Source organism: Rhizobium oryzihabitans (assembly GCF_010669145.1).
In the GTDB taxonomy this organism is placed as follows: domain Bacteria; phylum Pseudomonadota; class Alphaproteobacteria; order Rhizobiales; family Rhizobiaceae; genus Agrobacterium; species Agrobacterium oryzihabitans.
In genome coordinates this window covers 39,624-54,105 of record NZ_CP048635.1, presented here as the reverse complement: position 1 = coordinate 54,105, position 14,482 = coordinate 39,624, and the positions used below count along the sequence as shown (strand labels likewise).

Below are 14,482 nucleotides of genomic sequence, written 5' to 3'. Positions count from 1 at the left end.
AAGTCCTTCGAAGTAGGGCAGAAGCTTAGTTCAGCTTGGAGCCGGCATAGGTCTTTTCAAAGCGGCGAAGAGCAGCATTCGAGCGCTCGACAGCCTTGTCGAGTTCGGCCTGGATGTCGGCGTTCTGCATGAAGATGGCTTCGAGCGAGGTGGCGACTTCCTTGCGGATCTGCGTGAAACCGCCAAGGCGGATGCCGCGGGTATATTCGGACGGCGGCGTAAACGTCAGGCTTTCGATCGCCTTTTCACGGCCCTTATACGGAGCCTTGTCGTAGAAGCCGTTGGCCTTCATGGCGTCGAAGCCGGTCTTGGTGACCGGGATGTAGCCGGTGACCGTGGACCACCATTCAACCATGCCCGGCTGGGCGATGAAGTTCAGGAATGCGGCTGCACCCTTGTATTCGGCATCCGGACGACCGGCCATGACCCAGAGCGAAGCGCCGCCGACGAGCGAATTGTGACGTTCGGTGCCCTTCCAGACCGGCAGCATGGCGACGTCCCACTTTGCGCCTTCCGGCATGGTCTTGCCGACGGTGCCGTGGTTGGCGATGGAGGTCATGAACATCTGGCAGGTCTGCGAGGTGAAGGCGGGCAGGATGTCCATGCCGAGCTGCTTCGTCTTGACGACGAACAGCTTCTCGTCCTGCATCTTCTTGAAGAACTTGACGTGATCCACGAACTTCGTCTTGTTGATCGTCAGTTCGGCATCAAGGCCCTGATAGCCGTTGCCCTTGGTGGCGATCGGCTGGTTGTGGATGGCGGAGAACTGCTCCATCAGCATCCAGGTGTCGAAGTTGAAGGCCAGCGGGCATTCGAAACCGGCGGTCTTCAGCTTTCTGGCGGCTTCTTCAACCTGTTCCCACGTGTCGGGCTTGAAGGTGATGCCGGCTTTCTCGAAGGCGTCGACATTGTAATAGAACATCGCCGTGGAGGAGTTGTACGGGAAGGAGTTCAGCTCACCCGAGGCCGTCGCATAATAATTGGCGATGCCGGGGAAATAGTTGTTCCAGTCGATCTTGTAGCCATTGTCGGCCATCAGCTTCTTGGCCGGAACGAAAGCCTTGGACAGCATCATGTCCAGCGTGCCGGCGTCGTAGATCTGGGTGATGGCGGGCTGCTTCTTGGCGCGGTAGGCGGCGATGGTGTTCTGCAGCGTGGCGTCATAGTCGTTCTGCGAGGTGCAGACGATTTCAAATTCAGCCTGCGATTCGTTGAACTTCTTGCAGGTGTCCTGCACGCGGTCGCCGAGATCGCCCGAAAGGCCGTACCAGAATTCGAACTTGGTCTTTTCTGCGTGGGCGGCCGTGGCGCCGAAGGCGGCCGCGATGGCGACGCCGGCCACGAAAGAGGTCAGAGCGGAAGATTTCATGAGTTGAGCCCCGTTGATGGATGGATGGCATGATCGGCAAGAACATCATGTTCCCAGCACGAAGCCACGGGCTCTGCTAACAGCCGTCTTTGACGGATCGCTTACATTTTGTTGAACGTTTTATGATGACTGGCCGCGCAGAGATATCTGCGCGGCAAAACAGGCGCGATAAAAGCCGGTAAAGAGAATTTTCCCTTATTTTTCAGAGGATTCCGGCTTGCAGGTCATTCCGCTACTTGCTGCTGAATAGTCTCTCGGAGTCAACCGCGGCGTGCGGTCTCAATGGCGGCGACATCGATTTTCTTCATATCCATCATCGCGGTGAAGGCTCGTTTAGCCTCCGCACCGCCGGCTGCCATGGCCTCCATCAGCACACGCGGGGTGATCTGCCAGGAAATGCCCCACTTGTCCTTGCACCAGCCGCAGGCGCTTTCCTCACCGCCTTTGCCGACGATGGCGTTCCAGTAGCGGTCGGTCTCTTCCTGGTCTTCGGTCGATATCTGAAACGAGAAGGCCTCGCTATGTTTGAACGTCGGTCCGCCATTCAGGCCAATGCAGGGCACGCCGGCAACGGTGAACTGCACCATCAAAACGTCGCCTTCCTTGCCGGAGGGATAGTCGCTCGGCGCCCGGTACACATGGGTGACGGCGCTGTCGGGAAAGGTCTCGGCATAAAATCTGGCGGCGGCCTCGGCATCCTTGTCGTACCAGATACAGATCACATTCTTCTTCATGGCGTGTTCCTCCAAATTGAAAGCTGATTTTCGCCCTGCCTGTCAGCGGCAAGGACATTGACCGGCCGGTGTCGGCTCCCCCATTCGGCATAGAATGCAGCTGCCGGGCGAACGTTCCCAGGGGTTGGGCAACAACGCCATTTTTCAGGGAACTGCAGGTCGCCGTCACAACCACCGCCTCACCCTTTGGCGGTAGGCGTCATAGGAGGGGCCGAGTTCCTTGCTCAGCACCCGTTCCTCAATCTTCACCTGCAGCATCACGGCGATGACGAGGACAATGGCGATAGCAAGCTGCAGCACCGTTGTGAACACCAGCACCAGCCCAACAAACAGCGCGATCTGCCCGACAAAGACCGGGTTTCTGGAAAGGCTGAACGGGCCGGTATCCACGATCGCGCCAAGGTGACCTTCAGCCGCGCCGATGCGCCATGACTTGCCCATGTAATGCTGCGCATAAAGCGCGATCAGACCTCCGGCCAGAACCATCGCCATACCGGCAATGCGGATTGCCAAACCGAGATCGCAGCGGCTTAGAAGAAAGCCGGATTGCTGCGGCCCCAGCCACAGACTGACGAGGGCAGAATGGCACCCAGAAGAAAGGCAAGACGGAAGAGCATGGCAGGGATAGCCTGCCTTTCGCGGCCTTTTGCAAAAAGCCAGACAGGCTCACCCGTCTGTTTCGCCAGTCGCGCCGTCAAGAGCAGAAACCCGGCGATATATGCCCAGACTGCGAGCACGGCTATGATGTCAATCATGGTTCCCCCAAACATTGGCAAGCTCCACCGTCCCAACGTCAAGGACAGCGTTTTTCGACTCGCTCATATCGGGAGTATAGATACAAATATCCATCATTATTACTTCACTCGCGTGACTTGAAGGCTGTGTAGGATTCCCTCTGAAGAACAGCGGACGACCCGAAGATCGCCGGTAGCAATTAAATCCGCACAGAGAGCATAAACCTTATCATTAAGTATTATTTAATGAGGAAAACGTAGTATTCGATAATTATTTCAGCGGAAACCATTTAGCTGCCATCGGAGGATCGCACGTGAGTTTTCTTGATCGTGGTGCCAATGCTTTCGCGGTTATGGCCGCGCTCTCTAAATCTCAAGCCATCATAGAATTTGATCTGTCCGGAAAGATTCTCACCGCCAATGAGAACTTCTGTCGCGCGCTCGGTTATGAGCTTTCGGAAATCGTCGGCAGGCATCACAGCATGTTTGTCGAGCCCGCTGAGGTGTCTTCGCAGGATTACAAGACCTTCTGGGCAAAGCTTTCGGCAGGCGAGTTCGATCAAAGGCAATATAAGCGTATCGGCAAGGGCGGCAGGGAAATCTGGATCGAGGCCTCCTACAATCCGGTGTTTCGCCGCGGCAAGCCGGTGAAAGTGGTCAAGATTGCCACCGATATTACCGCGCGCGAGCTGAAGGCGGCGGAAGATGCCGGCAAGATCGATGCCCTGTCGCGGGCGCAGGCCATCATCGAATTCTCCCCGAGCGGCGAGGTGCTGGCGGCCAACGAGAATTTTCTGGCCGCCCTCGGTTATTCGCTGGCGGAAGTGCAGGGCAGGCATCATCAGATGTTCTGCGAGCCCGCCTACACGCAATCCGCCGACTATGCGCAATTCTGGAAAAGGCTCGCCGGGGGTGATCTCGTGGCGGATGAATTCATGCGGCTCGGCAAGGGTGGCCGCAGGGTTTTCATTCAGGCCTCCTATAACCCGATCTTCGATCTGAACGGCAAGGTGTTCAAGGTGGTCAAATTTGCGACCGACGTGACCGGCCGCGTGGAAAATGTCGAAACACTCGCACAGTCCCTGACCGAGCTTGCCGAAGGCGATCTCTCGCAGAGCATCGACAAACCCTTCATTCCTTCGCTGGAACGACTGCGGACAGATTTCAACGCGGCCTCGGAAAAGCTGAAGAAGGCCATGACGCTGGTTTCTGAAAATGCCGGCGCCATTTCTTCCGGCTCGAATGAAATACGGTCCGCGGCCGACGATCTTGCCAGACGCACGGAGCAACAGGCCGCCTCCATCGAGGAAACGGCCGCGGCGCTTGAAGAGATCACCACCGCCGTCAATGATTCAAGCCGCCGGGCGGAAGAGGCGGGAAAGATCGTCACCCGTGCCCGCGACCATGCCGAACATTCGGGCGCGGTGGTGCGGGATGCGATCGGGGCGATGGACCAGATCGAAAAATCGTCGCGCGAGATTTCCAATATCATCGGCGTGATTGACGAGATCGCTTTCCAGACCAATCTGCTGGCCCTGAATGCAGGTGTGGAAGCCGCGCGTGCGGGTGAGGCGGGCAAGGGGTTTGCCGTGGTCGCGCAGGAGGTGCGCGAACTCGCGCAACGTTCGGCAACGGCCGCGAAGGAAATCAAGAGCCTTATCAACGCATCCGGCGCGCAGGTGGAAAACGGCGTCGGCCTCGTCACCAGAGCGGGCTCCGCCCTGCAGGAGATTGCGGCGCAGGTACGCGATATCAACACAAACGTCGTGGCGATCGTGGAAGCCGCGCGTGAACAGTCCACTGCTCTTGCCGAAATCAACCAGGCGGTCAACACTGTCGATCAGGGAACGCAGCAGAATGCCGCGATGGTGGAGGAGCAGACGGCCGCCAGCCATAGCCTTGCACTGGAAGCGGCGACCCTGTTCGAGCTTCTCGGGCAATTCCGCTTCGATGACGCGACGCGATCGGCATCGTCTTCGCGCATCAGCTTAGGGCAGCAAACTGCGCCGATCAGTTCGCGACGTCCCGCATCCCGTGCGCTTGCGGCACGCGGTTCGGCTGCAGTCGCTGCCAAACATGAGGAATGGCAGGACTTTTAGAGCGCTTCGCGTATAGGTGGGTCCAGTTTGAGGCCGTGACATTCGTGAACCGACGTCCCGGCCTCCTCATTTTTTGTGAAGGCACAGGAATGAGGAAAGGCCGAGAAAAGACCGAAAAACCGAAACTTCCGTTGAAGAACAGCCGAAGCTCTGGGCATATCGTATCGATTGGCTGATAATCGGCACATCGCGTGTGGAGTTTTCGGGGACGTTCGCTTGGCAGGGATATCGACTGGCCGCCTGGCTTTTGCCTTCTGTCTGCTGGCCATTAGCTCTGGCGTAGCCGGGGCGGAAGAGCCGGCAGAGGAAAAGGCGTCCTGCGCCTACACCCACGACGTTGCGCCGGAATTGTGCATCCGCGTTGGCAGCTACAATACTGATCTGTGTCATGCCATGGAGGTTCTGGCCGGGCGCCATGCCGTTCCGCCGGATTATTTCGCCCGGCTCATCTGGCGGGAAAGCCTGTTCCGGGCCGATGCCGTCAGCCCGAAGGGCGCCGAGGGCATCGCCCAGTTCATGCCGGGAACCGCCAGGCTGCGCGGCCTTGAAGACAGTTTCAACATCATCGCCGCTCTTGAGGCATCCTCGCGTTACCTGTCGGAGCTGAAGACGCAATTCGGGAATTTCGGTCTTGCGGCGGCGGCCTATAATGCGGGCGAGGCGGGACTGCGGACATTCATCGCCACCGGTCGCCTGCCGATGGAAACCCGGGACTATGTCTTTGCGATTACCGGATATCCCGTTGAAAACTGGAAGGACAATCCGCCGGAAAAGGCGGCCCCGGCGCTCGATGACAACAGGTCCTTCATCGATGCCTGTCTGCGTCTGGCCGATACCCGTACCATGAACGATCCTGTGCTGATTTCCTCGGCCGACTGGGCTCCCTGGGGCGTGCAGCTTGCCGCGCATTATAACCCGGCGGTGGCAAACCGGCTTTTCACCCGCGCGATAGGCCAGCTTGCGGAACCGCTTAACGCTGAACGCGCCTTGATCGTGCGCCAACGCGGCGGGAATTTCGGTTCGCGCCCGCGTTATGCCGCCCGCATCGGCCGCGAAACACGTGGCGAAGCCAATCAGCTTTGCGGTGCAATCCGGCAGGCCGGCGTTCCCTGCACCGTGTTTCGCAACAGGTAGGCGACTGTCATTTTAAGCCGATCATAACAAGTTGATCGGCATTTCGTTTGCGCCTCCTTCCAGCGGCAAACCATCGACCCTAGATTTGCGCCCGGGCCATGGTCGCGTCTTGTGCGACCACAGGCATTTTACGAGGGGAAGCATTAAAAATGAGATGGCTTGAAACCGGATGCCTTACGGCTGCGCTGGCAATCGTCAGCGCCTGTTCCTCCACCGGGCAGACGGAGATTTCCCGCACCGTCGCAGGCTTTGTGGGACAGCCCCGCGATGCCGCCATCGCCAGACTTGGCCGTCCGAACAAGGTCATCATCGAAAACGGCGCAACCGAATCCTATTGGCTGAAGGTCGATGTCGAGACCTATGCCGGCCTCAGCAACAGGCGCGAATATAAGACCGTCAATGGCCAGGCGCAGATATCGGAAACCGAGGGCATGAAGATCAAGGAGCACCGCCGCGACTGCATCATCAAGATCACTGCGGACGCCGCCTCCACCATCAGGACGAGCGAGATCATCGGCAATCCCGCCAGTTGCGAAAATATTCTAAATCGTCCGGCCTCCTGAACCGCGCTCCGGGGCGGAACGCAGCTCAGGAGGTTGCAAGGGGGCTCAGAAGCGATAGTTCAGCCCGACCTTGATGGCATGCATGTTCAGCGAATTCGAGGCATTGCGGCCGTTTGCTATTCCCGAAGTGCCGGCGTGGTCGACATATTCGTAAACCGGCGATTCATAGGGAGCGCAAACTTCCGGATAGATGGCGCAAAGCCAGGCCATATTGGGATCATTGGCCAAACCGGGGTCGATCATCTCGGTGCCGGTCTGCTCGCTCGTCTGGTAGTCCTTGCCGGTGCCGGCGCGGGCATTCTTGAACTTGAAGGACTTGGCGCGGAAATGGCTGTAGCTGTAATCCGCCCTGATCGACCAGTTTTCGTTCAAGGCATATTCCGCGCCGAGCCCGATGGTGAAGCCGGTTCGCGTGCCCGAAGCCTTCTCTACGAAGAATGCCGTTGTTTCGGAACCCATGGGGTTGGTAGCGCTCGCACTGTCTGAGACATACTGGTCGCGCCATTGGGTTTCCCGGGCAAGCGCCAGACCGGCGGTCGAATAAACCAGCAGCCTGTCGTTGACGGCATATCCGAGTTTTGCGCGCAGCCCGGCAGTCCAGTCGATGTCGTAGCTGGTGGTTGCGTCCACATGCCCGTTTTTCGCCAGTGTGGCATCGGTGGAGGCGAACTTTTCGATGCCGCGAAGATAGGTTTTGGTGTAATCGGCCTCGACGCCGACGACAAAGCCGTTTTCGAGCTGCCGGTCATAACCCGCATGCAGCCCGAATGCGCCGCCGCGCATGTTGAAATCGGCAGATTCCCGCGCGGCTGCATCGCTGAACGTTCCATCCAGAGAGGTCGTATTTCCTGCGATATTCAGGAAATCGCCGCCCGCATGAGCACCCACATTAAAGCCGGTCCAGTCGCGAACGAAGGCGCTGTCCGTCGGGCTGCTGAAGGGGGAGAGGCCGGGCAGGGCTTCGCCGCCGCCAATGGTTGCCGTGAGGCTGGCATAGATCGTCCGGCCCGGTCCCGGCTGTGTGACAAGGCCGAGAGGATCGACATAGAAACGATCGAACAGGTTTTCCACGCGCAGGCTCGCGGTCATGTTGTCGTTGATCTTGTATTCGGTAAACAGGTCGACCAGCGTATAGGGTTCCCAGTCCACGAGAGCGATGAATTCGGAGGCGCCCTGCGCCGTGACATCGCCATGTCCGATGGCGCGCGGCCCGACATAAGAGATGCGGCCGCCGACCGTCAGCCGGTCCTCGAGGAATTTCTGCGAGAGCGTCAGGTCCACCGTATATTCCGGCTGAACATGGTTGGTCGCATAGTCGCCGTAGAGGGACTTGCTGTCGCAGGTCTGGGTCGTGCGGCAATATTCGACGTTCAGGAAATAATTGGCCGAAAGGTCCGCCGAAAAGCCGCCATTGGTGTAACGGCCGGAGAGTTCGAGACCTGAAAATTTAGCCCGGGGAATGTTGCCGATATTGAGGGTCAGCACCGGTTCGGTCACCACCGTGCGCGATATGTAATTCTTCACGTCCCAATTGAAATAACCGAACTTGATCATGGCGGTATCGTCGTCGGACAGAATGCCGTCGCGAATGATGTTGGTGCCGATTTCCCAGTTGCTGGACCGTTCCGGCTGGACGCCGGCATTGGCGATCACGCTGTTGAAGGCGGAGACGGATTCGATGATGGATGGCGATCTGAGCGTATTCGAATAGTTGGCGTAGAACTGCGTATTGTCGAACGGTTCCACCGTCACGCCGGCAGACGGGCTGAAACCCCCGTCATCCACCGTCAGGCCGATGGGTTTGCCCTGGGCCTGATATTTTTCGTAAGGATCAAATCGATCCTTGAGCCAATAATGCGAGTATCGCAGGCCGCCATTCAGGGTCAGCCAGTCAACGGGCTTGTAGGCTGCCTTTGCGAAAGCGGCACCTTCATGACGAATGGCATCGCGCGGCGTCAGCCACCCCTCGAGAACAGCGGCGTGCTCGCTGCCATTGGTGTCCTCGGCCCGGTAGGAAATGCCGTAGTTCAGATCGAGGTCACCGTAATCCGAGCTGAATTGCGAGCGGTTGGTAATTTCCGCTCCCCACATATTGGTGTCGGTGCCGACCCGGAAACCGGATGGCAGGCCGATTTTTTCGGGCGTCAGTCCTCGCCCGCCGCGCACGGGATTTCGGACTTCGAGATGGTTGAAGTAGAAATTCGACTTGAAGTCGATGAGATCATTATCCTCGGGGTTCCAGTTGTATCTCGCCGTGAACGTGTCGAGGCTGGTGCTGACCGTCTGCTCCTGTTGCTGCGCCTGTCCGGTATTCGAGGTCAGCCGCGAGGCAAGCCGGTCCCCGGCCTCGCTTCTATATCCCATATAACCGATCTGGAATGTCTGGTCGTCCGAAAGGCGCGCGGTCACTTTTGCCAGAAGAGATTGCGTTTCCAGCTCGGTGTTGAGGACTTCCTCGCCCCCTCGGTAGTTGACCAGGCCTTCATTGATCATCGTGTTGGGAAGAATGCCGCCCCAATATTTCGTATTGCCGATGTTTTTCGGGGAGGCGACGGGGCCGTGGCTGCCGGCGTGATAATTGCCCTGGCGACGATGCGCATAACCCGCAACGACATCGATGTCCTCGCCCTTATAGGCGCCGATCACACTGCCCGAGCCGGTCGTTGGCTTGAGGAAGGCGGGGCGATCCATCCCGTCGGCAGATGGTGTCGCGGTGCCCACGCCGGACTGATAGCTGTAGCCGCCCAGCGCGCCATCCTTCGGGCTTGAAGAATTGGTGCCAAAACCGCCCTTGACCTTGAGGCCCCATTTTTCACCGTCCTTGACGATGTCATCGGCACTGACCGTCCTCATCGCGACCGAGCCGGCATTGCCGAAGGAAGCGGCGTCTGCCCCCTTGGTAATGTCGACGCCGGCGATGAAATCGGGATCGACATAGGTGCGGTTCGAGACGCCCTGATAGCCCTGATAGACCGTCACGGAATTCTCGGCGCCGTCTATCGTGGTGGCGACGCGGCCCATTCCCTGCATGCCGCGAATATTGACGTCGATGGCGCCCGCGCCGTTGCGCGCCTCGCCAGACATGACGCCAGCCGTGCCGCGAAACATGTCGGCAGGGCTTGAGCCGCGGAAGCGGTCGATATCCTCGCCCGAAATATAGGCCGTCGGCGCGTCGGTTCCGTAGGGTGCGTCGGGGCTGCCGTATCGCCCGCTTTTGCCGGTGACGGTGATTGTTTCCAGCACGAGCGAACCGTCCGCCGAGGTCGCCTCCTGCGCCTGCGATGCGTTGGAGACCGTCACGCGATCGGGTGCCGTGAAGCGGAAGCTCAGGCCGGTGCCGTCCAGAAGCTTGCCGAGCGCATCGCGCGGCTGAAGGGCACCGGCTGCGCCGGAGGTTTTCAGCCCCTTCGTCAAAGACGCATCGTAGAGAATCTGTATGCCGCTCGCCGCGCCAAATCGCGTCAGGGCCACGTCGAGAGGGCCCGCGGGAATGGAAAACTGGCGCAGCTCCTGCGCATGAGCCTGGGTGTGAGCCTGGAAAGAGACGGAGCATGCCAGCGATGCGCAGAATGCCGCCAGCCTCAAGCGTGCTGCGTGACTACCGGATTTTTGTCCCGCCGCCAATAAAGTCATCCCCGTAACCCCTTCAGTTTCGCCGCGACGATGCGGCCTCTGATAGGGAGGACGACCGAGGCGCAGAAACCCGAAAAGATTTCTGGAGTTTTTTGGTAATATTTTTCGAATCCTACGAAATCTCTTGCAGCGAAGCGGTTCTGAACCGGTTTCAGACGAGAAGAAGTATCCCGCCGGCACCGATTGCCCGCAGATGCAGGGTCTCTTCAAGATGGGCGATAATGTCCTGTGGCCGGTTGAGCTGGAAAACGCCCGAGACATGCAGGGACCGAAGGCTTTCGCGTGTGATGATGATCTTGCCGCGCCGGTGCCGGTTCAGGCTGGCGACGATGTCTTCGAGGGGGCGGTTGTTGAAAACCAGCAGGCCTTCGCGCCAGGCGGAGGCGGTTTCAAGGTCGATTGCGGATTTTTCCCTGAGACCCGAACTCGCATAGGCGATTGCCTCGCCGAGAAGGAGCTGCGCATTGCCGAGACAGTGCACGGTAAGCGGGCCGGACAGGCATTCCACCGTTACGCCGCTGGCGTTGTGTGTCACGCTGAACGAGCCGCCGGAGGCCTCGACATAACCGGCACCGGCATTCACGACAAATGGCATGTCGGATGCCTGCCTGACGGTGAAGACCGCAGCGCCCGCCGTCAGATCGAACCGCCGTTCACCGTCGAGAGACAGGGCCGTGCCACCATCGAGAAAGGCGGTCGACCCGTCCGGCAGGGTCACATTCTGCTGCTCGCCAACCCCCGTTGAAAAATCTGCAAGCAGTGCGCCCATGGACGGCATGTAACCAAGTTCCGGCAGCGCGACGGCGACGCCGGCAAGGCCGGCTACCAGGCTGCCGCCAATCATGAAAGACCGTCTGGAGGTGACAGCTACACGCGTGCGCGTTTCGGCTTGCAGAGCCGGACCGAGATTGCGCCAGAGCGCCGATGCCTCGATAAAGGCGCGTTCGTGGTCAGCACTGAGGTTGCGCCAATGGCTGAGCGCCTCCGTATCCTCAACCGTTGCCGCGCCGGAGTGCAGCCTGACGATAAAGGATGTGGCCTTCCTTCTGAGCGCATCGGATCCGTCGTTCAACACTCAACCCCTATCAAAAGCGCGCCTTGGTGCAGGAATTTCACATGAACCTCATTAGCTCTAACGATTGGCAACCGGAAATCCGAAAATTATCTGCGTCGCTCATGTCCCATTTTCTCCATGCAGTAATTGATCGCGCGGTTGATTTCCATTTCCACCGTGCGGGTCGAGACATGGAATTCCTCCGCGATCTCGGCATGGGGGCGAAACTCCAGCCGGGCTGCGACAAGCATTTTTCGCTGGCGATCCGGCAACTCGCCGATGACGCGCATGAGTTCCCGGATCTGGTCGCGATCGATCACCTGCTGGTCCGGTCCCGGCCGTTCGTCGCGAATTGAAAGGGCATCCTCGATCTGTTCGGTCGTTGCGCGGTGCTTGCGGCCCCGCCCGTGATCGATTGCAAGCGACCTTGCAATCCGCTTGAGATAGGGCACGGGGGCTTCGGACGCATTCGAACTGTTCCTCGCCAGCTTGATCCAGGCTTCGTGGGCAAGATCCTCGGCATCCTCCCGGGAACCCGTCATCCGCGTCAGATATCGCTTGATGTCCGACTGCGTTTTCAGGAATGCCGAAAGGAATTTGTCGTCGCGTTGCGTCATGACCGACCTGAGGATTGCGTTTGAGGCGATACCCCGCACGGCGCGTCATTTCAATACTTAACTGAAATAATCATGTTAAAATGGTTTGGCTGATTGCCGTGGTGCTGCGCCATTGACCGTGCTTTGGCCACGCCCTTCCAGCAGATGTGACCCGGTTTCTGTGGATGACGGTAACCGCTGTTGTGACGTTAAGCCTCTGCGCATATGCTGGACTACTCAATCTCGATTTCCGGCCAAGGCGGACAGGACCATAATGACCTCCCAGTTGGATTTTTTCGCTCCCGCAGCCGCGCGGCTTCCAAAGGCCGAAAAAGAGCGAAAAGCGGCTGGACGGGAAACGACACAGAAGGCGGTTTCTGACGATGAGGCTCTGGCCGGATATCTCGAATCCACCGGCAACTACCGTATCCTGCGCAGGCTGCAGCCCCGCGCGGTCATCGAGCGGCCGCGGCCGGGTTTCCCCCGCCGAGGCGTGATCCTCGATACCGAGACGACGGGCCTCAACCATCGAACCGATGAGATCATCGAAATCGGCGTCATCGCCTTCACATTCGATGATCAGGGTACAATCGGCGATGTCACCGGCATCTATGGCGGTCTGCACCAGCCGGGCGTTGCCATTCCCGAAGAGATCACGCGCCTGACAGGTATTACCGATGCAATGGTTGCCGGACAGACGATAGACATCGACCGGCTGACCTCGCTTGTCACAGATGCCGATCTGATCATTGCCCACAATGCCGGCTTCGACCGTCCCTTTTGCGAGACCTTCTCGCCGATCTTCCGCGACAAGGCCTGGGCCTGTTCCGTAAAGGAGATAGACTGGCGGGCGCGGGGCTTTGAAGGCACCAAGCTTGGATATCTGATTGGACAATCCGGTTATTTCCACGATGGCCACCGCGCCGTCGACGATTGTTTTGCGCTGCTGGAAGTGCTGGAACAGGAGCGGCCCGGCCAAACCGGAACGCCATTTTCGGAACTCCATGAGGCAAGCCGGTTGTCGCGGGTCCGCATTTACGCGGAAAACAGCCCGTTTGACATGAAGGATCACCTGAAAAAGCGCGGCTACCGCTGGTCGGACGGTTCCGACGGCCGGCCTAAATCCTGGTGGGTGGAACTGCCGGAGGAAAGGCTCGAAGAAGAGCTGCATTTCCTCCGGACTGAAATCTACCGCTGGGATGCCGATCCGACGGTCAAATATCTGACGGCGTTCGATCGGTTCAAGACCGGGTAGGATAGCGGCAACTTGGCGTATGCCGATCAGCCTCGCCGCGTAAATCCCCCGGCAAGATCGCATACAATTTCTACAGTCAATCGAAAACAATCGCTGCAAATTTGAGCAGCCGAGCGGTCGGGTCCGCAAGCCGTTCTGAAATCGCCTTTTAGATCAATGGCAAAGCGGATTGGCACGCCTCCTGCATGACAAGGTTGTCGCAGGAGAGTGTTCATGAGCAAAGCCGCAGCAATCGACATCGCTTCCGTTTCCAAGATCTACGGCAACACCACTGCCGTGCATGCGATAAGTCTCAAGATTCCGGCGGGAAGCTATTGCTGCCTGCTTGGCCCCTCCGGCTGCGGAAAGACCTCGACGCTGCGAATGATTGCCGGCCATGAAAGCATTTCCAGTGGTGATGTCCGGCTGGGCAATGTGGTGGTCACCGATCTGCCGCCCGCCCGGCGCGGCACGGCGATGATGTTCCAGTCTTATGCGCTGTTTCCGCATCTCGATCTCGTCGACAATGTCGCCTTCAGCCTCAAGATGAAGGGTGTGGACAGGGAGACGCGCCGCACCAAGGCGCTCGATATGCTGCGGCTGATGCAGCTTGAACCCTATGCCAGCCGGCGGCCGGCCCAGCTTTCCGGCGGGCAGCAGCAGCGCGTGGCGCTGGCGCGCGCGCTCATCACCGATCCCGAGGCGTTGCTGCTGGATGAGCCGCTGTCGGCACTCGATCCTTTCCTCAAAATTCGCATGCGCGCCGAGTTGAAGAAGCTGCAGACCTCGCTTGGCATCACCTTTGTTCACGTCACGCACAGCCAGGAAGAGGCCATGGCGCTGGCAGATGTCATCGTCGTCATGAATGATGGCCGTATCGAGCAGGCGGCGACGCCACGCGAGGTGTTCGAGCGCCCGGCGACCGCTTTCGTCGCCCGTTTCATGGGCGACCACAATGTCATTTCCGGGCGTTTCAAACAGAAGGCCGACGAATTCGTCACGCTGGAGGTGGCTGGCGGCGGCGCATTCACGGCCAGCGGCACCGCCCCTGATGACGGCGCGGTCGATATCGCCATCCGTACCGACCGCGTGCGCGTGGGGGAGGCGGATCAGCCGGGCTTCGGTTTTACCGGCATCGTCTCGAATGTCGAATATCGCGGTGCGAGCGTGAAGATCGCCGTCAGCGGCGCGGGTATCGAGGATTTCAACGTCATCCTCAGCGATGCCGCCTTTTTTGAAAAGCCGGTCAGGACCGGCGACGCCATACCGCTTTCATGGAATGCGGCCGATGCCATCGTGCTCGGCCGGGTAGAGAAGTGACCCCAAAAATAA

At 59.1% G+C, this 14,482-nt stretch carries 12 protein-coding genes; 5 read left to right on the top strand and 7 right to left on the bottom strand.

Translation table 11 applies throughout. The features are described from left to right. Positions 1–25: 25 nt before the first annotated feature. The 4 genes from G3A56_RS17095 to G3A56_RS17080 form a co-directional block, all read right to left on the bottom strand. The gene (locus G3A56_RS17095) at positions 26–1,369 is read right to left on the bottom strand and encodes an extracellular solute-binding protein (RefSeq protein WP_082185924.1); all 1,344 of its coding nucleotides are present in this window, start codon (positions 1,367–1,369) and stop codon (positions 26–28) included. Positions 1,370–1,629: 260 nt separating this feature from the next. Further along, positions 1,630–2,103 carry a VOC family protein gene (locus tag G3A56_RS17090; protein ID WP_164056751.1) on the bottom strand — a complete coding sequence of 158 codons (474 nt, stop codon included), beginning with the start codon at positions 2,101–2,103 and terminating at the stop codon, positions 1,630–1,632. A gap of 165 nt (positions 2,104–2,268) precedes the next feature. After that, complete coding sequence (locus tag G3A56_RS17085) at positions 2,269–2,616, bottom strand: methyltransferase family protein (RefSeq protein WP_164056750.1); 348 nt, start codon at positions 2,614–2,616, stop codon at positions 2,269–2,271. A 17-nt stretch (positions 2,617–2,633) separates the two neighbouring features. Beyond that, the gene (locus tag G3A56_RS17080) at positions 2,634–2,858 is read right to left on the bottom strand and encodes a hypothetical protein (protein ID WP_164056749.1); all 225 of its coding nucleotides are present in this window, start codon (positions 2,856–2,858) and stop codon (positions 2,634–2,636) included. 293 nt (positions 2,859–3,151) lie between these two features. On the opposite strand from G3A56_RS17080, the gene G3A56_RS17075 reads away from it, so the two are divergent. The 3 genes from G3A56_RS17075 to G3A56_RS17065 all read left to right on the top strand — a co-directional run bounded on the left by G3A56_RS17075 (position 3,152) and on the right by G3A56_RS17065 (position 6,633). Beyond that, positions 3,152–4,936, top strand: coding sequence for a methyl-accepting chemotaxis protein (locus tag G3A56_RS17075; RefSeq protein WP_082185927.1), 1,785 nt, complete (start codon positions 3,152–3,154; stop codon positions 4,934–4,936). Positions 4,937–5,176: 240 nt separating this feature from the next. Further along, positions 5,177–6,070 (top strand): transglycosylase SLT domain-containing protein, encoded by an 894-nt coding sequence (locus G3A56_RS17070; protein ID WP_082186095.1) that lies wholly within the window; start codon positions 5,177–5,179, stop codon positions 6,068–6,070. A 149-nt stretch (positions 6,071–6,219) separates the two neighbouring features. After that, positions 6,220–6,633, top strand: coding sequence for a hypothetical protein (locus G3A56_RS17065; protein ID WP_137067584.1), 414 nt, complete (start codon positions 6,220–6,222; stop codon positions 6,631–6,633). A gap of 45 nt (positions 6,634–6,678) precedes the next feature. Here the strand turns inward: G3A56_RS17065 and G3A56_RS17060 are convergent, their stop codons facing one another. The 3 genes from G3A56_RS17060 to G3A56_RS17050 form a co-directional block, all read right to left on the bottom strand. Next, positions 6,679–10,104 carry a TonB-dependent receptor domain-containing protein gene (locus G3A56_RS17060; RefSeq protein WP_246231379.1) on the bottom strand — a complete coding sequence of 1,142 codons (3,426 nt, stop codon included), beginning with the start codon at positions 10,102–10,104 and terminating at the stop codon, positions 6,679–6,681. A gap of 313 nt (positions 10,105–10,417) precedes the next feature. Continuing rightward, positions 10,418–11,341, bottom strand: coding sequence for a FecR family protein (locus G3A56_RS17055; protein ID WP_082185929.1), 924 nt, complete (start codon positions 11,339–11,341; stop codon positions 10,418–10,420). Between the two features lie 86 nt (positions 11,342–11,427). After that, positions 11,428–11,937 carry an RNA polymerase sigma factor gene (locus G3A56_RS17050; RefSeq protein ID WP_082185930.1) on the bottom strand — a complete coding sequence of 170 codons (510 nt, stop codon included), beginning with the start codon at positions 11,935–11,937 and terminating at the stop codon, positions 11,428–11,430. Between the two features lie 253 nt (positions 11,938–12,190). Between G3A56_RS17050 and G3A56_RS17045 the strand changes: the two genes are divergently transcribed. After that, the gene (locus G3A56_RS17045) at positions 12,191–13,171 is read left to right on the top strand and encodes a 3'-5' exonuclease (RefSeq protein WP_082185931.1); all 981 of its coding nucleotides are present in this window, start codon (positions 12,191–12,193) and stop codon (positions 13,169–13,171) included. 213 nt (positions 13,172–13,384) lie between these two features. Beyond that, positions 13,385–14,470: an ABC transporter ATP-binding protein gene (locus G3A56_RS17040; protein WP_082185932.1), complete on the top strand. Its 1,086-nt coding sequence runs from the start codon at positions 13,385–13,387 to the stop codon at positions 14,468–14,470. Positions 14,471–14,482: the final 12 nt, after the last annotated feature.

Coding starts and splice junctions, on each gene's coding strand:
- G3A56_RS17065 (WP_137067584.1), top strand. CDS start 6,220: ATGAGATGGCTTGAAACCGGATGCCTTACGGCTGCGCTGGCAATCGTC.
- G3A56_RS17040 (WP_082185932.1), top strand. CDS start 13,385: ATGAGCAAAGCCGCAGCAATCGACATCGCTTCCGTTTCCAAGATCTAC.
- G3A56_RS17050 (WP_082185930.1), bottom strand. CDS start 11,937: ATGACGCAACGCGACGACAAATTCCTTTCGGCATTCCTGAAAACGCAG.
- G3A56_RS17080 (WP_164056749.1), bottom strand. CDS start 2,858: ATGATTGACATCATAGCCGTGCTCGCAGTCTGGGCATATATCGCCGGG.
- G3A56_RS17045 (WP_082185931.1), top strand. CDS start 12,191: ATGACCTCCCAGTTGGATTTTTTCGCTCCCGCAGCCGCGCGGCTTCCA.
- G3A56_RS17090 (WP_164056751.1), bottom strand. CDS start 2,103: ATGAAGAAGAATGTGATCTGTATCTGGTACGACAAGGATGCCGAGGCC.
- G3A56_RS17095 (WP_082185924.1), bottom strand. CDS start 1,369: ATGAAATCTTCCGCTCTGACCTCTTTCGTGGCCGGCGTCGCCATCGCG.